Here is a 21,221-nt window from a genome sequence, read left to right as displayed (position 1 = left end):
AGAGCGACGTTGTGCAATGCAAAACAAGGGGCTTCGTTGCGCGGCAGGCTTTGCGTCGGCGCGGCTACGGGGCTGGGTAGCCGCACGTCCGGGCTGGGCTGCAGGCGTTCGCGCTCCAGCCGCTCGCGTTCTTGCTGGCGCTGCAGTTCCAGGGTGGGGTCGGGGCTGGAATTGGACAGGGCACCGGGGGCGGTTTGCGCCCAGGCTTGCTGCGCGCCGCAGACCATGGCGGTGCACAGCAAGAAACGGCGTGCCGCAGGGGCCAAGAGCCATGCAAAAGAAGAGGTAGCAGGTTTCAAAACGTAACAATGTTTCTTAAATGTTACGTATTTTGTCCTGTTGGTGAATAGTGTGTCTGATCCTTTACGGGTTTACCCGTGGAAACATCCTCAAATCTGGGGATGTTGGTCTGCCATGGGGTTGCTTCTGTCGTGATTTATTTCACGAAATGCTGTATGTGAGCTACTCATTCAAAGAGGCTCATTTATTTTTCCGCGCAGATTACGCCGCCACCCAGGCAGACCTCACCTTATTTCCGGGCGAAGTTCGCCCGACTATTGCGGTCGATGCCATTTGGGGGCAACTAGGCCTGGCTACGGTGGAAATTTACCGCCATGCACCTCTGGCGAGAACGTATCCAATTGCTGTCCACCACGTCCAAGGCATTGCCAAGGTACGCGAGCCGGATCAGAGGATGGGTTCGACAAGCGGCTCCTTCATTTGCTTGCGCTAGATGCGATTTGGCTTGCGCATGGGCTAAAGCGAGCTACCATAACGTCATGGTCAAGCACACCAAAAAAGTATCTGGAAAGTCTGTGCTCACGCCGGCGGCGGGGACGGATGCGTGGTGTTCTGGGGCCTTCAGCACTCGCGTTGCGGCCGCTGCAAAGCATGTGCCGCGAGCTGATCCGGTCCCTGTCCTGCATAGGGGAACAGGTAGCACGCGTGCCCCTTTCGTGGTCGAGCCAGTCACGGCTAGCACGCACTTCTGGGCGAGGCCAAGAACCTTCGCAGTCAGCTCAGCCAGAATAACCTGCGACTTGCGCAACAAGGCCGCATGCTCTCCGCGTCGATGCGCGGGAGCGCCATGATTGTCCTGGAGATGTCCTCGGAAGCACCAAATCGGGCTTCTGAAGCCCTTTCGAGCATGAGGGCGCGCCTGGACATCAATCCGGATTTGGCCGGCGCGGCCATGGCGGCGACCCAGGAGAAGATCTCGGAAACCGTCAAGGCTGGGTGGATTGAGGATGGGCTGCTTGTCGGTAGCACTATCCTGGCCGAGACTTGGGGCTGCTCGCGACAGGCGCTAGACCAAGCCTGCGAGCGTGGTGAGCTTTTTAACTTGAAAATCGGTAACCGTCGTTACTACCCCTATTCGTTTCTCGGCCTGTCGGCCGAGGATGTCGGCGAAGTGTGCCTGTTGCTGAAAGGTCTCGAACCCACAGCCAAATTCATCTTTTGGGAACGAAAGCAAGGCCTGCTTGGTGGCAGGAGCATCGCTGATGCCATCACCCTGGGGCGGACGGCCGATGTCGTCCGCGCCGCAGAGACCGCTTTGAGCGAACAAGCTTTCGTACATGCTGCGACAGCCTGAACCCGGTATTTTCAAGGGCCAGATCTCGCTCGTGGAGATCAGGCCGACATCCCAAATGTGACGCTTGAGCGCATATTCCAACTAACAAAGCCAGTCAATCCGATCCAAAGAAACCACTGATTCTGGCGTCGGTCTTACCAGTAATTTCGATTCTAAAAAGCCACTCGTGCGATCTCACGCTAACTAAAACGTATGTCAGCAAGCGAATGCTGCCGTACATTGCATCTTCGGTTCTGTTGCGCCAGTTCGATGTCCAGTGCGAGCCCTCTCGAAAAAATTCACTCTTGCAGGTTTTTTGCTTTTTGGCTGAGCGCTGCTAAGCATTCTGGTCATAACCAAGCGCGATTTAAGTCGTTCACTCTATCTGGCCGTATCTCCAGAATGCAGTTAACAATCCCGTGTGGGCTGCTCCTTTTAATGTAATTTCTGGTATCTCTCCATGCATCCACCTGCGTCAAAATACTCCACAAGCGATGCAGTTTCGTCTCCCTGGTGGCTGGGTAGTGGTTCACATTGAAACTGACAAAGTTACAAAGCCCTAGAACCAACTTGAACCGTCTGCTATCGTAGCGGTATTCCTAAGAAAGACTTTTCACAGATAGCGTTCGCCGTGGTCCAACAGGCCACGGGCGAAGCGCCTAAACCGAAGCCAGCGCCCACGAAAAAGGCCGCGACTCCGGTTAAGAAGGTCGCGGCCAAGAAGACTACAAAGAAGACGGGCTAAGCTGCGTCAAATGGCAGACTTTTCTGCCCATGGATTTTCTCAGCAATGTATTTTTCGTATTCTTCTCGGCTGTCTGAGACGGTGGCAATACCAAGTATCTTGCCGACCTGAGTGCGGAGGGCTTTAACACCAATTTCCGTTAGAAATTGGTGAATCTTGTCTCCCTTTTCGCCGTTTTCTTGCTTGGAGGTTTTTGCCAATGAAAAAACCTTTCCGTTGCTCTTTGCCAATGGCTTGTAGATGTGGTCAATTGTTAAATATCGGAATTCCCATGGACGACCGCGCTCTGGTTTGACTAAGCCATAAAGTCGATACCATTGCTCATACAACTCTGGCGAGAATTCACGCTCATACTCCCGGGCCTCGGCTGCAACGTACATTTTGTAGGCTGCAATGACCTCTTCTTTAGTCCGGTCGTAGCCTGCCAAGGCATATACCAATCCTTGAATTCCGGCCTTAGCAGATGCCCCCACAATGATGGCTGCTTGCTTAGCAAGATTTGCCTGATTCGCACGAAGATCACCGGCAGCATTTGCAGAAAGAATCGCATTGCAGACATCAATTAGCAGGTCCGCATCGTAGCCTTTGATGGTTATGGCCTTCTGTTTAGCACCAGGGTAAATCCATTTAAAATCAATGGGTTGGTGCACTTTTGCCAGTGCTTCACCACCTAGGTGTTTGGCGATTGCTGGGCGCTCCACCAAGCGTTCAAAATCTTTACCGCCCGGCTTAGACAACCCAAGCGCCGCAGCAATGCCGCGCTGAGTCATAACAGCCGTCTTAGCCACATCGCCCAGCACGTAGCATTCAGCGTCAATGCCAAAGTGCACATCAAAGTTGCCCTTATGAGTAGCCGTTGGGGGCTTTGCCCCCCAGCGAGCCAAAGCTCCCTTCTTGGCACGCTCCGCTTTTTGCTCTGGCGTCATGATCTCCGCCGTCTTTGCCCCGCCTTTGGCGCGGCCTTTCAACTCTTTCGGTTCATCGCTCATGGAATTCTCCTAACAAATCGCATGCTTGCATCTGATTTACATGCTTGCTAATATTGTAAGCATGAATTTAAAGTAATGCTTGCTTTTTATCTGTTACAAGATGGAATTCAAACTGATCTATACGAAAGCCAGTCATGAACAAGCTCTCCATCCAAGACCGCGCAGCCATCCTGAATGCCCTCTCCGAAGGCGTCGGCATCAATGCAGCGTCTCGGATGGCTGGCAAGAGCAAGAACACCATCCTGAAGCTGCTGGCCGATGTGGGCGAAGCCTGCGCCCTGTACCAAGACCGTGTAATGAACAACCTTCCTTACAAGCTGGTGCAGGTCGATGAAATCTGGAGCTTTGTTAGCACCAAGCAAAAGAACGTGACCGAAGACCACCCCGGACTCTGGGGCGCTCGTGAGAGAACGACGACATCGACAGTCGAATTGGTCAATTCCGTGCCTAAAACATGCGAGCGTAGATGAAACTCACCAAGCAAAATTCTCCCTCTCAACAAGCCCAGCAAGTGCTTCGCGTCACAACAGACGCTTGGGGCATCAAGCCAGAGTCCGCTCATGCAGCGGTCCGCCGAGCCCCGCATGGCTATGAGCCGTTTCGTGCGCAACGTCGCAGGTTTTCTGCGGCTGTGCGGCGTGTGGGGGAGCCCCAGTGGTTGGCACACTCTTGGTGACGACGGCTATCTACGCAAGGACGGGGGCATAAACTGGGTCAGGATGTGAAGAGTTGATTCGCCAGGCTGGGTGGCCTCAGCTTTTCACGTAGGGTGCGCCCTACATCGGCGAGACGGAATATGCCTCGGCACAGCAGTTCCGGTACAGCCCTGTCTATGCTGAGGACCGCGTACCGACGGGAGCACTTCTGGGTAGAAATCAACATCAAGCGCCCGGACCGGGCCTTTCATTTCTCTTGGGCGCGCTGCGGCACCTCAATCACAAACCTAGGGTCGAAGTCCGGAACCTCAAAGCTCTCATCCCGCATCCTGTGGGCCAATTTGAAATTTGTGCCAACAGCTGGACGGAATACTGCACGCTATGCGAACAATTCTCGGTCTCTTTGGCGCAGGGTTTCGGACCAATAGCGGTCCCACCAGGGTTTTGTCGCGACATCGGCGGGTGGCTTCTGAAGTTGAAGAGGCTTCGCGTGGCCGCTGGCTTTCTTTGATGCCTTTCTGAATTCGTAGTGATCAAACAGGCTTACAGCTTCAACCATGTAGGCGGTGGCCACGCGCGGGTCACGGATGACTAGGAGATTCTCTCCGTTTGACGTGTCTGCTGGTTTGGAGAAGTTGAACGATCCTGTATAGACGCGTGCTAACTCCGGCTTGTCGAAATCAACGATCACAAACTTATTGTGCAGCCTAACCCCACTCCCGCCTTCCGGTTCAGGACGAAAAGGCGCTGGCACGTTGGCGCCCAAAAACTCTGGTTCGGTAAGTACAAAGTGCCCGTCTGCATTTGCCAGGTCAATCTTTGTATCGTTCCGGTCAGACATCCCATAGACAAATATGTCTTGTTCTCTTTCGAGAGTCTGAATAGAGTCAGAAAGCGGTCCGGCTGTTTGATATAAGAACGCCAGTGCAAACAAAACGGAAGACGTTGCGGTATCGACATCATCAGCCACCGATTGGAGTACCGCAGTGGCAACCGAGTGGGGTGAAAACGTCACCTTGGCATTCACACTTGGCAATTTAAGGTCCGTCCAGACGGTGGCGGGCCCCTTCTTGAAGGCGGCGCCAGAAACTGCATTCCAGTAAAAATCGAAGGCTGCAGAAAACACCGCCACGGCGGGCGGGTGCAAGATCACCAGTGCGTTGTTGGCCTGGACGTACAGGCCACGCCAACTGAAGTTGGTACTTCCGCAAACCACCGCGTTGTAGGCGTTGCTTTCGACAATCAGTACCTTGTTGTGCTGCAGCCCGGACATGTGCTGACGCTTCACGTGGTCAGGACCCGCCGAAGTCACCAGGCGAGCAGCGGCCTGACTCTCACAAGATGTGGTGGGCCCATGGGTGCTAGAGTCATCGATGATGATGGTCAGACGATCGCCGAGTCGCTCAAACCGGTCGACCACTTCGGGCTCGTTCAGGTCGTAGGCGATGGCCTTGACGGTGGCTGTGGGCGTTGCCAATGCCGTGTCGAGTACGTCGAGAATGGCCTGGCGGGCCTCAAATCCCAACCAGGCTAGTGCTTCAGTGGCATCGGGGTGAGTCGGTGTGAAATTCAACCCGTCGTCGGGGTTGGTAGGGAGTATTTCACCGATAGTGTGCCCGTCCTGTTGATACCGATCAACGAAGGCCTGGGACGAAACGAAGCCGCGTGTGAAGGTAACCTTGAGTTCGCCGGGATAGGTGTCCTTGCCGAGCTCAATGCTTGCTTGCTGATTCTCTCCCTGACTGAGATTGCCCGCTGCATCCATAAAGAGGGGCGTGACGCGGTACTTGAACGCTCCGCTGGCCTGCGCTTGTGGCGGAAAATGCACCCAGCGAAACTTCTGGATGGGAGCGACGAGGCTGGACTGTGATTGCGGATCGCCCGTACCGTCAGGCTTGGGGAATGAAAGCCGGTTGTTGATGGGCCTGAATGATGTCGCTGAGGGCGTCTGGTATTCGATACCGAAGCCCACAAAGTTGTTGGGTGGTTTGCCGGACTTCCAATTCATGCCCAGGAGTACCATGCCTTCGCCGCGGTGCAGTTTGAGTGTGAAAGCCGCCTGGGCATTGGTGCCGACGGACTGATACGAAGCGGTGGCCATGACGCTACCTCCTGAGTTTGGATTTTCGATTTACACGATACGTTCGCAAAGACTTCGGAGCGTTTCAAAGTTCGGTAGCTTCGTGGCGAGTTACCTCACTTGCCAAGATTATTGGGTGTTGTTTTGCAAATGTCACCTGTTTCGGGTTAAATTGATTTAGCGGTTCGTCAACAGTCATGGTTAAGTCGACTAAATCCAGGAGGCTTCATTTTGAACACCTATTGTTTATTCAAGGGCCAGCTGGAATTGGCCGCGCCGTTTGAGCCCACTTACAAGGGCAGTCCGCACTACGTCATAAACGTCACGGCGGATGGTGGTAATGTGTTCAAGATTGTCGTGAACTCCGCCTCGACCGAGGTTGGCGAAGATGGCAATAACAATGTGTACTTCCTGGCAGATCTGAACTTTGTCGACCCTGTGACACAAAAGCTATCTGGCTTGGCCCTGGGGCTACACACCAGCGATTTCCCCAGGTTGGACTATTTCCAGGACACGAGTCTATTGGATCTTCACAGACTGAGATCTGTGCCGTATAGAGGCGATGACGGCGAGCGCGCCGATGTGAACGACATCATCAACGACATCCTAACGATCGATACAACGCAACCTCCACTAGCCATTCCCTATGACAGCGGAAAAGGAGCTCCTCAGGACCGTAATTTTTATCCTCCGAAAGAGGATAAGGTGATAGTTTACGGATTTGGTTTTTTGTTTCAGCCGGCTGAGGATGGACTGCATGAAACGCATATGAATCAGGGCAATCCGCCTGGACCTCATGCGAAAGAAAATGGGGCGTTTCAGGACGGCGCCGTGATCGTCGAACGTGCTGGCAAATTCATGGCAATGTTCACGGCGTTTCAGACGCAACGATTGCCCACGAATTCAGAAGGCTATCCGGAGCAGGGGGCGCTCCCACTTCCTGAGTTCATCGCACGATAAAGGTACGCACCCATTGTTCGAGCGCGGTGCAATATGGCTGCAACAGGATTGTGGGTTACGCGACCACTTCCTGGAGGCTGCGACTGATCCGCTCTACCAGGTCACTCACATTTCGGGCTTTGCCGTGCTCGATCTTTTTGCGCTCAAGGGCAAGTGATGAAACATCTTTTGGCCAAGTCTTGCTTGGATTCTTCACGGTCATGGTGAGCAGTGCTTCGAGCGTTCCGCGTGAAACCGCATCACGGTCATTCCTCCACACCATCAAAATTGGGAGCTCTTCCATGTATTCTCCTTGCTCGTTGAGCCGGCGTTCCGCTTCGAGTAAGTAGACCGAGCGTCCATGCCGCTGAACTTGTGCGCAGATCAGACGCCTTCGCTTGGTCTTTTCCTTGTCCAGAAAGGAGAATTGCCGCCACATAGAGATCAGTTCCGGGCAGGGGACCGTGGGAAAACCGTTGTAAACGATGTTGGTTGCCGGGTCACGCCAGGTTGCCGGCCCTGCGGGCACAGTCTGGATGCTCCAATTTGAATGTCTGACTCGGAGCCCTTCGATAATTTTGACAAAAATGTTTAGATCGACTGGCACCTCACCGCCTTCCAGCACATCCACAATACTTTGACGTACCGAATCGGAATCGCCATGGGTCGGTGTGCCAGGGCTGCTTTTATCCAGCTTGAGATTGTTTTTGGTCCAGCGATTCTGCGATGATTTATGGGTGTTCGGGCGGTACTTCTCCACCTTGCATCGGCTCAGATCGAGCGACGTGAATCGCCGAATGTCGGGTAAAGACTCAACGACGTCGCTATCCTTGGCCGGTCGGCCTTCGCTGTCCAGAACGCCTGTGTTTTTGCCTGGACCCGTCTGAAAGGGCTGTCCAGCAAAAGCCTCCGCCGAACCTTCCGGGGCCTCAGGCCCACCCGGTTCAATCTCGCACTGAAAGCTCAAGTCTTCAAACGGAAAGCGAGCGCTGCAGCTTTCTATGCGGTGGACGGCGAAGATGAATCTGCCATTCTCAAGCTTGAGGCGGCGTCCTGTGAGCGTTAGCTCTGCCTCCTCCAAATACGGAAACAGCGTTCGCGGATAGCCGGTTTTGCGGGGGTTAGATTCATTGAGCTTGGACGTGAGCAGGCTTTGGCTGACTTTGCGAACGCCGCACATCGCAGTTTGTGTTGGATCAAACACGACGCGTGCAATCAAGCAGGCGTCGTCATGTGCAAAGCCTAAACGGTACTCGAAGCGATGATGTTTTCGTTCAAAATCGTAGTGGGGTCCTTGATGGTTCATATTCAGAACGTCGCAACCCAGTTTGTCATCTGCAAAGTGTCCGTTGAACACGGCACCGACCAATTTGACCGAATTGGTGTAGTAGAACCGAATGATTTCCAGCTCGTGGAACATTACCTGGATTGGCTCTGGATTGCGGGGTGTGGCATTCCGATCTGGTGACCAGGGATGGTTCGTTTTGAGCAACTGGCCGCTTACCAGCTTTACCGGGCTCTTTATACCGGCGCGATCTAATGGCTGATTGATCAGTGCGGAGCTTGGACTCAGCCCAAGCTGATCAAGTAAATTCTCTTGGATTGATCCCGTTATTTGCGGGTTGAAGCGGAACGAGATGGTCTCTTCGGTAAATCCGGCTGAGAAAGGAATGAAGTTCCCGTCGATGTACTGCCGGCCCAATCCTAGTGTGCCAATCGCTTTTATGCCGACGGTCGCGCAGACCTGACTTCCAACACGTCTTAGTAGTCCGTTGGCACGTTCTTCAGTCCGAACGCACGGCGTGAGCACACATTCGATGCTCGGGTTGTAGAAGTCTCTTGGGTTGTCGAGAACGCCGCCAAACCAGTCTAGAACCCAGATGAAAGAGCTATCCCACCGGAGCTGCTCTATTGGGCGGGGTAGCCAGGCCATTAATTTCCCTTGCTCACAATATGGCTGCTATTCAGCCAAAAGTGAGTTTATTCGCAAATAACTAACCTCGTTCGCAGCTATTTTTCCTCATTCGCAAATGGCACTCCTGTTTACATAGGCTGTTTGAAGCTCTGAGCGGAGCCGAGGCTCTCTCTGTCTACCTCGAACACAAGGCCATATATCTTTAACTCGACACTAGTTCGGCACATCCAGGGCCCCTGGTTCAACGTGCTCTAGAAAACGGCAAAGATGAGAACGAATGGCCGCCCGACTCGGATATGGCTAAAGCCAAAGCAATCGCAAGAAACCATCGTGGTCAAGCTAGCGTTAGGTGTCTCATACATTCTCAAATAGCGACCTACTTTCTCAAATAGCAAAAACTTTCTCATTTAGCGAAAGTTTTACCACGCCGCCCACGAGGGCCACGGCACTGGCGGTATGGTGGGGGCTGCAAGTGGGGCGGGTAGCCCAGCGCTCTAGGGAGAAGCGTCCGCCCAGGCTGGCCACGGCAGCACTTTGCAGCGCTTCTTCCACCGTCATGGGTGGCAGCAATCCGGCAAAGCGTTGTGCCAGCATGGATTTGCCAGAGCCGGGCGGTCCGATCAGCAGCAGACTGTGGCCGCCAGCAGCAGCAATCTCCAAGGCGCGTTTGGCCCCGGCCTGGCCTTTGACATCGGCCAGGTCAGCATAGCCGGCCGTGGTGGGGCGGGCGGTCAGCTCCAGGTGGCGCCAGCCTTCGGCCGGGGCGTCGCCTTCGCCTTGCGGTAAAAACTGCTGCACCACATCCAATAGGTGCTGGGCGCAGTACACCTGCGCGCCGGGCACCAGGGCGGCCTCTTCGGCGCTGCCCGGCGGCAATACCAGCCGGGTGTGCACTTCTTGTGCGTGCAGCGCCAGGCTGGTAGCCAGCGCACCGCGCACCGGGCGCAATGCACCAGACAGCGACAGCTCTCCGGCAAATTCGTGACCGGCCAGGCGTTCTGCCGCGATCTGGCCGCTGGCGGCCAGGATGCCCAACGCAATCGGTAAATCGAAGCGGCCGGAGTCCTTGGGCAGGTCGGCCGGCGCCAGGTTCACTGTGATGCGTTTGTTATGAGGAAATTCCAGTCCGGAGTTCTGGATGGCCGAACGCACGCGTTCGCGCGCCTCCTTGACCTCCACGTCGGCCAGCCCGACCAAGGTAAAGCTGGGCAGGCCGTTGGTTAGATGCACCTCAACGGTGACGGCGGGGGCTTCCAGGCCCAGTAAGGCACGACTCTGCACCAAACACAAGCTCATCGTCGTTTTACTCCCTGTATCGGTGCAGAAACGACGTCCGAAGTACACGTTTCTTTGCAATGCACCATTTATGTGCGATAAATACCAATCCAAAGCTGTGCATCGCCACGCATGGATAAGGGGTAGGTTAACAAATTGACACCAATTTGGCACGCTACATGCTTAGAGCTTCCCGATTCCCCTCATTATTTTGGAGAAGACAATGAAACTGCCAGCGCCCGAGGCTGCCCGCCTTGACGCCCACCCTCTCTACAGCCCATCGAAGGACCAGCCATGAAACTTGTCACTGCCATTATCAAACCGTTCAAGCTCGACGAGGTGCGTGAAGCCTTGTCCGGCATTGGTGTGCAGGGTATCACCGTGACGGAAGTCAAGGGCTTTGGTCGCCAGAAGGGCCATACCGAGCTGTACCGTGGCGCTGAGTACGTTGTTGATTTCTTGCCCAAGGTCAAGATTGAGGCCGCCATCTCCGACGACTTGGTGGACCGCGTGATCGAAGCCGTAGAGGGCGCAGCCCGCACCGGCAAGATCGGCGACGGCAAGATTTTTGTCTACAACCTGGAGCAGGTTGTTCGTATCCGTACCGGCGAGACCGGCAAAGAAGCGCTGTAAGCGCGGCGTGCGTCATTAACGAAAGCCAAACAACCATGAAAAAACTTCTCGCATCTTTTGCCCTGGGTATGGGGCTGCTATGGGGCGCATCTTTCGCCCAAGCCCAGGCTCCGGCTGCCGAGCCGGCAGCCAGCGCGGCGGCTCCTGCCGCATCGGAAGAGGCCAAGCCAGCCGATGCAGCAGCCCCTGCACCGGCTGCTGCGGCCGCCGCAGCGCCTGCTGCCTCGGCACCGGCTGACGCTGCTTCTGCTGCACCCGCTCCGGTTCCCAACAAGGGTGACACCGCCTGGATGATGGTTTCCACGTTGCTGGTCATCATGATGACTGTGCCCGGCCTGGCCCTGTTCTACGGCGGCCTGGTGCGCAGCAAGAACATGCTGTCCGTGCTGATGCAGGTCATGGTCACCTTCTCGCTGATCCTGGTGCTGTGGTTCATCTACGGCTACAGCCTGGCGTTCACCGAAGGTAATGCCTATGTCGGTGGCTTCGACCGCCTGTTCATGAAGGGCATCTGGGATAACGTTGCGGGCACGTTTGCCACTGGCGGCACCTTCAGCAAGGGTGTGCCCATGTACGAAATCGTGTTTGCCGTCTTCCAGGCCACCTTCGCCGGTATCACCTGCTGCCTGATCGTGGGTGCTTTCGCAGAACGTATCAAGTTCTCGGCTGTGCTGCTGTTCACGGCGATCTGGTTCACCTTCAGCTATGCGCCTATCGCCCACATGGTGTGGTTCTGGATGGGTCCTGACGCCTACGCTTCCAAGGAAGTTGTTGACGCGATGAACGCCAAGGCCGGTTTGATCTGGCAATGGGGCGCGCTGGACTTCGCCGGCGGCACCGTGGTGCACATCAACGCCGCTGTGGCCGGCCTGGTCGGTGCCTACATGATTGGCAAGCGCATTGGCTACGGTAAGGAATCCATGGCACCTCACAGCCTGACGCTGACCATGGTTGGTGCCTCGCTGCTGTGGGTGGGCTGGTTCGGTTTCAACGCCGGCTCCGCTCTGGAAGCTAACGGCTTCGCTGCTCTGGCATTCATCAACACCCTGGGTGCTACCGCTGCTGCTGTGCTGGCATGGTGCGTCGGCGAATCGCTGATGAAGGGCAAGGCTTCCATGCTGGGTGCTGCATCTGGCGCCGTGGCGGGTCTGGTGGCAATCACGCCTGCTTGCGGCAACGTCGGTATCGGCGGCGGCTTGGTCATCGGCTTCGTGGCAGGCTTCGCTTGCCTGTGGGGTGTGACCGGCCTGAAGAAGATTCTGGGCGCTGACGACTCGTTGGACGTGTTCGGTGTGCACGGCGTGGGCGGTATCCTGGGTGCGCTGCTGACCGGCGTGTTCAACAGCCCCAGCCTGGGTGGCCCGTCCACCGTGGCTGACTGGGTTTCCGCTGGCATGACGCCTGCTGATGCCTACTCTGTGGCTGCCCAAGTGTGGATCCAGGCCAAGGCCGTGATGCTGACCATCGTCTGGTCCGGTGTGGTGTCTTTGGTTGCCTACAAGATTGTGGATCTGACCATTGGCCTGCGCGTCTCCGAAGAAGAAGAGCGCGAAGGTCTGGACATCAGCTCCCACGGCGAAACGGCTTACCACCGCTGAAATTGACACACCCCCAGGCTACGCACTTCGTGTCTTCGCCAACCCCCTTGCAGGGGGCGATACCAGTGGCCCGGCAAAGCCGGTTCCACGGTATCCCTGGCAAAGAGAGGTAGCGCCTGTATCGGTGAACCAGCCCGCCCGCAGCAATGCCGGCGGGCTATTTTTTTGCCCGTTCACAATACGGGCACTGCAAACTTTTACATCCCACCATGACCTGGCACACCGTCACCACCGAACCCAACCTCCTGGGTGAGTCTCCCTTCTGGCATCCGCAGGAAAAACGCCTGTACTGGGTCGATGTGCCCGGCAAGCTGCTGCAGCGCCTGGACGTGGTCAGCGGCGTGGTTGAGCGCTGGGCCATGCCCTCCGAGCCTGGCTGTATTGCCCCGGCGGCCAGCGGTGGTCTGGTGGTGGCGCTGCGCGAGGGTATTTACCGCGCGCCCATCTGGGGTGGTGATCTGCAGCTATTGGCTGCGGCACCGTACGACCCGGCCACCACCCGCTTCAACGACGGCAAGTGCGACCCGCTGGGCCGCTTCTGGGCCAGCACCATCTACGAGCCACGCGACGCGCGCAAGGCCGAGCTGTACTGCCTGGAGGCCGGCCGGCTGAGCAGCAAGGCGGGCAACGCCATCACCGGCAACGGCCTGGCCTGGTCGCCCGACGCCAAGACCCTGTACTGGTCGGACACGCCGCACCACATCGTCCACGCCTGGGACTGGGACGCGGCCTCGAATGTGCTGTCGAACTACCGCGAGTTCCTGCAGATGGCGCCCAAGCCCGCGGGCTGGCAAGCCGGCATGCCCGGCTACGGAGGCCGCCCTGACGGTGCGGCGGTGGACGTGCAGGGCAACTATTACTCGGCCCAGTTCGAAGGCCAGCGCCTGTGCAAGTTTTCACCAGACGGCGAGCTGCTGACCGCCTACCCGCTGCCCGTGCGCTGCCCCACCATGCCCTGCTTTGGCGGCGACGACCTGCAAACCCTGTACCTGACCAGTGGACGCCATGGCCGTTCGGACGCCGAGCTGGCAGAGCTGCCCGCATCCGGCCATGTGCTGTCCATGCGCGTGGATGTGCCGGGCCTGTCTGTGAATTTCTTCAAAGACTAGGCTTGCTATTTTTTAAATAGCTGCTGGTGCAGCTAGTATCTGCGCTGGAGCAGTATTTCTTATAAATCCCTATGCGTCGCTTACGCCATCTATCCAGCCACCACCGCACCCCGGCCACCAACCGGCTGTTGGGTGGCCTGCTGGCGTTCAACGCGGGGGCCATCAACGCCGGGGGCTTTCTGGTGGTGGGCATGTACACCTCGCACATGAGCGGTTTTGCGTCCATGGTGGCCGACAACCTGGTGCTGGGCAATTTGACCCTGGTGCTGGGGGCCTTGGGTACGGTGCTGGCTTTCACCTGCGGCGCTGCCACTACCGCGGTGCTGGTCAACTGGGCACGCCAGCACCATTTGCGCAGCGCCTACGCCTTGCCCCTGCTGTGCGAGGCACTCCTGATGCTGGTGTTTGGCCTGATTGGCGCCACGCTGAACCGCCAGACCCCGTTTGCCGTCCCGCTGACCGTGCTGGTCCTGGCCTACACCATGGGCCTGCAGAACGCGCTGATCAGCAAGATCTCCTTGTCACAGATCCGCACCACCCACATGACCGGCGTGGTAACCGACCTGGGCATCGAGCTGGGCAAGATGCTCTACATGAACCGGCAGGGCAGCCCGCTCGAATCCCGCGTGCGGGCCAACCACGTCAAGCTGCGTCTGTACGGCACCTTGCTGGGTGCTTTTGTGACCGGCGGGCTGGCGGGCGCCACCGGCTTCAAGTACGTGGGTTTCATTTGGGTGGTGCCGCTGGCGCTGCTGCTGCTGGCCTTGTCGCTGCCACCGCTGGTGGCGGATCTGGTACGCCCGCGCCAGGTTCGTTAAGCCACGTCCTGCGGCCGGGGGTGGCCGGGCATCAGCGCATAGGGCGCGACCCAGCCGGGCTGACCTTGGATGCGCTGCAGCCAGGCGGCGATAGCCGGGTAGTCGGCCCAGTCCACGCCGAACTCGTCTGGCCAGAACAGGTAACCGCACAGTGACAGGTCGGCCGTGGTCAGCCGCTCGCCCACTACGTATTGCTTGCCGTCCAGGTGCTGGTTCAGCACCTTCAGCGCTGACACCATGCGGCCGCGCAAAAAGGCCGTGACCGGCGTTTCACCCGTCTTGGCAAACTGCAGCTGAAAGCGTAGCGTGGCGATGTTGCTGGTCAGTTTGTGGTTGTCGAACAGGGTCCAGCGCAGTATTTCGCGGCGCTCGTCCTCGTTGGCCGGCGCCAGCTGGGGGAATTGCCCGGCCAGGTAATCCAGGATCACCCCCGACTGGCTCAGGCGCAGGCCGTTGTGCTCCAGTACCGGCACCTCGCCCATCACATTGATCTCGCGGTAGGCCGGGGTGCGGGTTTCGCCGTTGAAGAAGTCGACAAAGCGTGGCGTCCATTCGGCACCGCACAGCTGCAGTGCCAGCGCCACCTTGTAGGCATTGCCGGATTGGGCGAAACAATAAAGTTGGTAAGCGGCCATGGGGTCTTTCGAGTGGGAGGGGCTGAAAGCGCCATCGTAGCCGCAACCCCGAGCGCTCTATTTTTAATAGCTGCTAGCGCACATGGAATATGCGCTGGAAGGACTTTTGGCATCAGAGCCCAGGCGACCAACTCCGTGCAATCCCGTATTAGGGCAAGTCCTAGTCCATCTTTTCTGGAAATGAAAGATAGTTCGTGCGGCAGTCGAACTAAGTGGTTTTGCGGAATTCCCGCCGCTGCCAAGGTGCGCTGGGCCGTCCGCCTGCAGCCGCCTCGTTGTTCCACAAAAACGGAGACAAAACATGAAGATCGCTTTCAAACAGACCCTGTCCATCCTGGCGTTGGGCTTGGCCAGCAGCGCCGCCTTGGCGCAAATGACCGTGGGCGTCAGCTGGTCCAACTTCCAGGAGGAACGCTGGAAAACCGACGAGGCCGCCATCAAGACCCAGCTGGAAAAGCTCGGCGCCAAGTACATCAGCGCGGATGCCGGTGGCTCCCCCGAAAAGCAGCTGGGCGACATCGACAGCCTGATGAGCAAGGGCGCGAAAGTGCTGATCGTGCTGGCCATGGACAAGGACGCCATCCTGCCCGCCGTCAACAAGGCCACCAAGCAAAAGGTGCCAGTCGTCGCCTATGACCGCCTGATCGAAGCGCCCGGCGTGTACTACATCACCTTCGACAACAAGGAAGTCGGCCGCCTGCAGGCCGCCGCCGTGTTCAAGGCCCAGCCCAAGGGCAACTACGTGATGATCAAGGGCTCGCCCACCGACCCGAACGCCAACTTCCTGCGCGAAGGCCAACAAGAGGTGATCGACGCCGCCGTCAAGTCCGGCGCCATCAAGATCGTCGGCGAGGAATACACCGACGGTTGGAAGCCCGAAGTCGCGCAAAAGAACATGGAGCAAATCCTCACCAAAAACGGCGGCAAGGTCGATGCCGTGGTCGCCTCGAATGACGGCACCGCCGGTGGCGTGGTCGCAGCGCTGACCAGCAAGGGCATCAAGGGCATTCCGGTCTCCGGCCAGGATGGCGACTTTGCCGCGCTGAACCGCGTGGCCCTGGGCTCGCAAACCGTCTCTGTCTGGAAGGACGCACGTGACCTGGGTCGCGAAGCCGCCAGCGCCGCTGTGGCACTGGGTAATGGCAAGAAAGTGGACGGTACGGTGAGCTGGAACGGCGGCGAAAAGAAGATCGCCCTGGACTCTCACTTCCTGAAACCCGTAGCCGTTACCCGCGACAACCTGGACGTGGTGGTCAAGGCGGGCTGGATCAAGAAGGATGAGCTGTGCAAGGGCGTGGCCGCAGCCAGCGCCCCGGCCGCCTGCAAGTAACTCCCCGGTGCTGAAGCGCTCCGCCCTGCAGGCCAGGGCGGGCGCTAGCCTGGAGTCCATTCTTCTTCCGGAACCCTGATATGAGCGATTCCCCCAATGCCTGGCGCCAGGCCAACATCGATTGGCGCCTCGTGCTGATGAGCCTGGTGCTGGCCGTGCTGGCCATGGTGTTTGGCCTGTTGACCGAAGGCATCTTCTTCTCGCCCGAGAACCTCTACAACATCGCCCAGCAGACGGCGGTGGTGGGTATCGTTTCCACTGTCATGGTGCTGGTCATCGTGGCCCGGCATATCGACCTGTCGGTGGGCTCGGTGATGGGTTTTGTGGGCGTACTCATCGCCTATCTGCAGTACAGCGCCAACTGGTCCTGGCCCACGGCCTGCCTGGCCGGGCTGGCCGTGGCGCTGGCCGCATCCATTTACCAGGGCTGGCTGACGGCGGTGCTGGGCGTGCCCTCGTTCGTGGTCACGCTGGGCGGCCTGATGTCGTTTCGTGGCGCGGCATTTTTGGTGGCCGACGGCAAGACCCAGCCGGTGACGGACGACTTCTTTCTGCGCCTGGGCGGCGGCTACGACGGTGGCATAGGCACCACGGCCACCTGGTGGGTGACCGGCCTGGTCTGCCTGGCGCTGCTGCTGCGCGCCGTGCAAAAGCGCCGCTCGCGCCAGCGCCACGGCGTGGCCAACGACCCGCTGTGGATGGAGGCCCTGCTGACCGGCGTGCCCATCCTGCTGCTGCTGGCCTTTGCCGACACCATGAACCACTACCTCATTTCATCCAAGACCGAGCCGCAGGGCATACCCATACCGGTGCTGATCTGGGCCGTGGTGGCCGGCGCGTTGTCCTTTATCGTGCACCGCACCCGCTTTGGCCGCTATGTTTACGCCATGGGTGGCAACCCCGACGCAGCCGCGCTGGTGGGCATTCCGGTGAAGCGCGTCACCTTGCAATTATTCGCGCTGCTGGCCGTGCTGATTACGATAGCAGCTATTGTTTCCATAGCGCGCCTGAACGCCGGCACCAACTCGCTGGGCACTGGCATGGAGTTGTATGTGATTGCCGCGGCCGTCATCGGCGGCACCGCGCTGGCCGGCGGCAGCGGCTCCATCTTCGGCTCGGTGCTGGGCGCGCTGATCATGCAGTCGCTGGACAGCGGCATGCTGCTGCTGGATGTGTCTATCGGCAAGCGCATGGTCATCATCGGCCAGGTGCTGATCATCGCCGTGGTGTTCGATGTTCTCTATCGCAAGTTCACGGGAGATCGATAAATGACCGACCACTCCCAACCTTTAGTCGAACTGCGCGACATCCGCAAAGCCTTTGGCGGCGTGGTGGCGGTGGACGGTGTCAGCGTCAACCTCTATCCCGGCGAGGTCGTCGCCCTGCTGGGCCACAACGGCGCGGGCAAGTCCACGCTGATGAAGATGCTGGCCGGCGCCTACCCCATCGACAGCGGCGACACCGTGATTGCCGGCCACAAGGTGCACATCCGCACCCCTGCCGAGGCCCAGGCCCAGGGCATTGAAACCATCTACCAGACCCTGGCTCTGGCCGACAATTTGGACTCCGTCGCCAACCTGTTCCTCGGCCGCGAGAAAATGACCGCCTGGAACACGCTGGACGACCACTTCATGGAGGTCAACGCCCGCAAGGTGTTTGCCCGGCTGAACAAGAACTTCACCAACATCCGCGTACCCGTGCGCCGCCTGTCGGGCGGCCAGCGCCAGGTGGTGGCGATCTCGCGGGCGCTGTACTTCAACGCCCGCATCCTCATCATGGACGAGCCCTGCGCCGCCCTGGGTCCGGAGGAAACCGCCATGGTCGGCCGCCTGGTGCAGCAGCTCAAAAGCGAAGGTGTGGGTATCTTCCTGATCACCCACGACATGCCGGACGTGTTCGGCCTCAGCGACCGCCTCGCGGTGATGAAGAACGGCAAGCTGGTTGGCACCTACAACACCGCCGATGTCACGGAAGACGAGGTGCTGGGCATGATCATTACCGGCAAACGGCCCGAGGGTAAGGCGCAGGCGGAGCGTGCGCAGAACTAGACTCAGGTCTTCTTTTGTTCACACGGCAACCCTTATGAAAACCACCGGCGACCAACAACTCGTCAAGCGCATCAACCGCAGTGTGCTGCTGCGCCTGCTGCGTGCCCAGCCCGGCCTGTCGCGTGCCCGCCTGGCGGCCGAGAGCGGCCTGACCAAATCCACGGTCAGCCTGCTGGTGCGCGAGCTGCTGGACGACGGCTGGCTGACCGAGGCCGCCACGCCGGTGAACGACGGCATAGGCCGTCCGTCCACCCCGCTACGCATCCACGAGGGTGTGCGTGCGCTGATCGGCGTGGAGATCGCGGTCGAGGTGGTGCGCGTGGCCTGCGTGACGCTGCAGGGCGAGGTGCTGCACTCGGCCCAGCAGCCGCTGACCAGCAACATCCCGGCCCAGGCCGCGCAGCAAACCGCGCGCATGGTGGCCACCGCCTATGAAGGCCTGCGGGCGTTGGACCTGCAACTGGTGGGTGTGGGCGTGTGCACGCCGGGTGCCATCGACCACGACACCGGCCTGGTGCTGTTCGCCCCCAACCTGGGCTGGCGCCAGCTGGATCTGCTGGACCTGCTGACCCGCGCCATGGCCAAGGCCGGCCTGCCGCCCGTGCCCGTGCAACTGCAGAACGACGCGGACGCTGGCGCCTTGGGCGAGTACGAATTTGCCCAGGGCGAAGGCGAAGACCCGCTGATCTTCGTCAGCTGCGACGTGGGCGTGGGCGCGGGCATCGTGTCCAACGACCGCTTGTTCACCGGCGCACAGGGTATGGCCGGCGAAATCGGCCACACCATCATGCAGATCGACGGCCCGCTGTGTTCCTGTGGCCGAAAGGGCTGCGCCGAGGCCTTCATCGGCCTGCGCGCGCTGCGCAACCACCCCATGGACCTGAGCCGCTCCGGCCACTACCTGGGCGTGCTGCTGCAAAACCTGTGGACCACCTTCAACCCGCGCGCCATTGTGGTGGGCGGCAAGTCGTGTGATCGCCACCCTGAATTCCTGCAGGCCGCGCAAAAAACCGTGGCCGCCTATGCCGAAAGCGCTGGCATGCCACCCCCCAGCATCCGCGTGGCCCGCTATGGCCCACTGGCCGCGGCCGTGGGCGCAGCCGCGCTGACGCTGCACGAATACCTGCGGCCCATGCACCCCAATTCCGAAGCCCGGCGCGCGCGTGCCGGGCAGGCTCTTTCACCCCCCTAACTTTTTAAAGGACTTCCATGGCCTCTTATTTCTCAGACATTGCCCCCATCGCGTTCGAAGGCCCGGCCTCCTCGAACCCGCTGGCCTTCAAGTGGTACGACCGCGACAGGCTGGTGTTGGGAAAGCGCATGGAAGACCACCTGCGGTTCGCCGCCTGCTACTGGCACAGCTTCTGCTGGAATGGCTTTGACCCGTTCAGCCACGACGGCACCTTCGAGCGCCCCTGGATGCGCATGGCCGACCCCATGGAAGCCGCCCGCGCCAAGGCCGACGCAGCCTTCGAATTCTTCGCCCGGCTCGGCGCCCCTTACTACTGCTTCCATGACCGCGACGTGGCCCCCGAAGGCGCTACCCCGCGCGAGAGCCTGAACAACCTGCACGCCATGATCGACGTGCTGGGCACCAAGCAGCAAGACACCGGCATGAAGCTGCTATGGGGCACGGCCAACATGTTCAGCCACCGCCGCTTCATGGCTGGCGCCTCCACCAACCCCGACCCGGCCATCTTCGGCATGGCCGCCCTGCAGGTGCGCGCCGCCATGGACGCAACCTTGAAACTCGGCGGCGAAAACTATGTGCTGTGGGGCGGCCGTGAAGGCTACGAGACCCTGCTCAACACCCGCATGGGCCAGGAGCTGGACCAGATGGGCCGCTTCATGAACATGGTGGTTGAGTACAAGCACAAGATCGGCTTCAAGGGCACCATCCTCATCGAACCCAAGCCCCGCGAACCCACCAAGCACCAGTACGACTACGACGTCGCCACCGTCTACGGCTTCCTGTGCCGCTACGGCCTGGAAAAGGAAATCAAGGTCAACATCGAAGCCAACCACGCCACCCTGGCCGGCCACAGCTTCGAGCATGAAATCGCCACCGCCATCGACCTGGGCATCTTCGGCTCCATCGACATGAACCGCGGCGACATGCAGTGCCAGTGGGATACCGACCAGTTCCCCAACAGCATCCCCGACACCGCGCTGGCCATGTATTTGATCTTGAAGGGCGGCGGTTTCACCACTGGCGGCGTCAACTTCGACAGCAAGGTCCGCCGCCAGTCCATTGACCCCGAAGACATGTTCTACGGCCACGTAGGCGCCATGGATGTCAGCGCACGCTCCTTGCTGATCGCCGAAAAGATGATCAACGACGGCCGCCTGGAAAAGCACATCGCCGCCCGTTACGCCGGCTGGCAAGGCCCCGAGGCACAGAACATCCTGGCCGGCAAGGTCAGCCTGGACGCCCTGGCCGACCAGGTCCTGGCCAGCGGCGCCGACCCACGCCCGGTATCTGGCCGCCAGGAGTACATCGAAAACCTGCTGAACGCGTATATCTGAGTAGGCGCTATCGAAGTCATAGCTGCTAGCGCAGGTAATTCCTGCGCTAGCGGGCGATTTGACTTTGCCAATGCCGATGCGTTAGTCGCGTACTGTGGGCTAGACCCGCGGCCCAATGACTCGGGTACCAAGCGCGGGCGGCGTCGACTGAGCAAGAAAGGGCCGCCATTGCTGCGCCAGCAGATGTACCTGGCGGGCTTCGCTGCCAGCCACAGTAAAGCGCTCAAGCCGCTGTACCTGTTGATACGGGCCAAGGGCTTTGCCAGCACAGAAGTATTTCTCATTTTGGGGCGCAAATTGTTGCGCGTAGCGTTTGCAGTTTGGAATGGAACCGAGACATTTGATCCGGCCC

Annotated in this window: 16 protein-coding genes and 4 pseudogenes; 14 read left to right on the top strand and 6 right to left on the bottom strand. The window is 59.1% G+C overall.

Going from position 1 to position 21,221, the window contains the following annotated elements; all coding sequences use genetic code 11:
• Window positions 1–242 (bottom strand): annotated as a pseudogene (locus AC07VY_RS25830) (ShlB/FhaC/HecB family hemolysin secretion/activation protein); the annotation flags it as partial.
• An 845-nt stretch (window positions 243–1,087) separates the two neighbouring features.
• Here AC07VY_RS25830 and AC07VY_RS25825 point away from each other — a divergent pair.
• Complete coding sequence (locus AC07VY_RS25825) at window positions 1,088–1,594, top strand: hypothetical protein (RefSeq protein ID WP_495100016.1); 507 nt, start codon at window positions 1,088–1,090, stop codon at window positions 1,592–1,594.
• 720 nt (window positions 1,595–2,314) lie between these two features.
• Here AC07VY_RS25825 and AC07VY_RS25820 read toward each other — a convergent pair.
• On the bottom strand, window positions 2,315–3,307 hold the full coding sequence (locus AC07VY_RS25820; RefSeq protein ID WP_495100015.1) for a P63C domain-containing protein: 993 nt from the start codon (window positions 3,305–3,307) through the stop codon (window positions 2,315–2,317).
• 134 nt (window positions 3,308–3,441) lie between these two features.
• Between AC07VY_RS25820 and AC07VY_RS25815 the strand changes: the two genes are divergently transcribed.
• Window positions 3,442–3,777, top strand: a complete 336-nt coding sequence (locus tag AC07VY_RS25815) for a hypothetical protein (RefSeq protein WP_495100014.1) — start codon at window positions 3,442–3,444, stop codon at window positions 3,775–3,777.
• Between the two features lie 565 nt (window positions 3,778–4,342).
• Here AC07VY_RS25815 and AC07VY_RS25810 read toward each other — a convergent pair.
• Window positions 4,343–6,064 (bottom strand): phospholipase D-like domain-containing protein, encoded by a 1,722-nt coding sequence (locus AC07VY_RS25810; protein ID WP_495100013.1) that lies wholly within the window; start codon window positions 6,062–6,064, stop codon window positions 4,343–4,345.
• A gap of 210 nt (window positions 6,065–6,274) precedes the next feature.
• Between AC07VY_RS25810 and AC07VY_RS25805 the strand changes: the two genes are divergently transcribed.
• Window positions 6,275–7,003 (top strand): DUF2278 family protein, encoded by a 729-nt coding sequence (locus AC07VY_RS25805; protein WP_495100012.1) that lies wholly within the window; start codon window positions 6,275–6,277, stop codon window positions 7,001–7,003.
• A 55-nt stretch (window positions 7,004–7,058) separates the two neighbouring features.
• Here AC07VY_RS25805 and AC07VY_RS25800 read toward each other — a convergent pair whose 3' ends face one another.
• Window positions 7,059–8,915: a hypothetical protein gene (locus AC07VY_RS25800; RefSeq protein WP_495100011.1), complete on the bottom strand. Its 1,857-nt coding sequence runs from the start codon at window positions 8,913–8,915 to the stop codon at window positions 7,059–7,061.
• Window positions 8,916–9,323: 408 nt separating this feature from the next.
• Window positions 9,324–10,193: pseudogene (locus AC07VY_RS25795) on the bottom strand (YifB family Mg chelatase-like AAA ATPase); the annotation flags it as partial.
• Window positions 10,194–10,466: 273 nt separating this feature from the next.
• Between AC07VY_RS25795 and glnK the strand changes: the two are divergent.
• The 4 genes from glnK (at window position 10,467) to AC07VY_RS25775 (ending at window position 14,330) form a co-directional block, all read left to right on the top strand.
• Window positions 10,467–10,805 (top strand): P-II family nitrogen regulator, encoded by a 339-nt coding sequence (gene glnK, locus AC07VY_RS25790; RefSeq protein ID WP_495077465.1) that lies wholly within the window; start codon window positions 10,467–10,469, stop codon window positions 10,803–10,805.
• Window positions 10,806–10,840: 35 nt separating this feature from the next.
• The gene (locus tag AC07VY_RS25785; RefSeq protein ID WP_495077466.1) at window positions 10,841–12,403 is read left to right on the top strand and encodes an ammonium transporter; all 1,563 of its coding nucleotides are present in this window, start codon (window positions 10,841–10,843) and stop codon (window positions 12,401–12,403) included.
• A gap of 209 nt (window positions 12,404–12,612) precedes the next feature.
• Window positions 12,613–13,512 carry an SMP-30/gluconolactonase/LRE family protein gene (locus AC07VY_RS25780; protein WP_495100010.1) on the top strand — a complete coding sequence of 300 codons (900 nt, stop codon included), beginning with the start codon at window positions 12,613–12,615 and terminating at the stop codon, window positions 13,510–13,512.
• A gap of 71 nt (window positions 13,513–13,583) precedes the next feature.
• Complete coding sequence (locus AC07VY_RS25775) at window positions 13,584–14,330, top strand: YoaK family protein (protein WP_495100009.1); 747 nt, start codon at window positions 13,584–13,586, stop codon at window positions 14,328–14,330.
• On the opposite strand, the gene AC07VY_RS25770 is transcribed toward AC07VY_RS25775, so the two are convergent.
• Window positions 14,327–14,965, bottom strand: a complete 639-nt coding sequence (locus AC07VY_RS25770; RefSeq protein WP_495100008.1) for a glutathione S-transferase family protein — start codon at window positions 14,963–14,965, stop codon at window positions 14,327–14,329. The two genes, AC07VY_RS25775 and AC07VY_RS25770, sit on opposite strands and share 4 nt — an antisense overlap.
• A 307-nt stretch (window positions 14,966–15,272) precedes the next feature.
• On the opposite strand from AC07VY_RS25770, the gene xylF reads away from it, so the two are divergent.
• The 7 genes and pseudogenes from xylF to AC07VY_RS25735 all read left to right on the top strand — a co-directional run.
• Window positions 15,273–16,295, top strand: a complete 1,023-nt coding sequence (gene xylF / locus AC07VY_RS25765; RefSeq protein ID WP_495100017.1) for a D-xylose ABC transporter substrate-binding protein — start codon at window positions 15,273–15,275, stop codon at window positions 16,293–16,295.
• Window positions 16,296–16,375: 80 nt separating this feature from the next.
• Entirely contained in the window at window positions 16,376–17,563 is a 1,188-nt protein-coding gene (locus AC07VY_RS25760) for a sugar ABC transporter permease (RefSeq protein WP_495100007.1), read from the top strand.
• A complete protein-coding gene (locus AC07VY_RS25755; RefSeq protein WP_495100006.1) occupies window positions 17,564–18,343 on the top strand; it encodes an ATP-binding cassette domain-containing protein in 780 nt (259 codons plus the stop codon).
• A 34-nt stretch (window positions 18,344–18,377) separates the two neighbouring features.
• Window positions 18,378–19,535: an ROK family transcriptional regulator gene (locus AC07VY_RS25750; RefSeq protein ID WP_495100005.1), complete on the top strand. Its 1,158-nt coding sequence runs from the start codon at window positions 18,378–18,380 to the stop codon at window positions 19,533–19,535.
• 17 nt (window positions 19,536–19,552) lie between these two features.
• Entirely contained in the window at window positions 19,553–20,869 is a 1,317-nt protein-coding gene (gene xylA / locus AC07VY_RS25745; protein WP_495100004.1) for a xylose isomerase, read from the top strand.
• A 9-nt stretch (window positions 20,870–20,878) separates the two neighbouring features.
• Window positions 20,879–21,031 (top strand): annotated as a pseudogene (locus AC07VY_RS25740) (transposase); the annotation flags it as partial.
• Between the two features lie 6 nt (window positions 21,032–21,037).
• Window positions 21,038–21,221, top strand: a pseudogene (locus tag AC07VY_RS25735) (hypothetical protein); the annotation flags it as partial.

Source organism: Rhodoferax sp. GW821-FHT02C08, assembly GCF_059421805.1.
The sequence above is the reverse complement of the archived record's forward strand: the minus strand, read 5'-3'. Positions and strand labels throughout refer to the sequence as shown.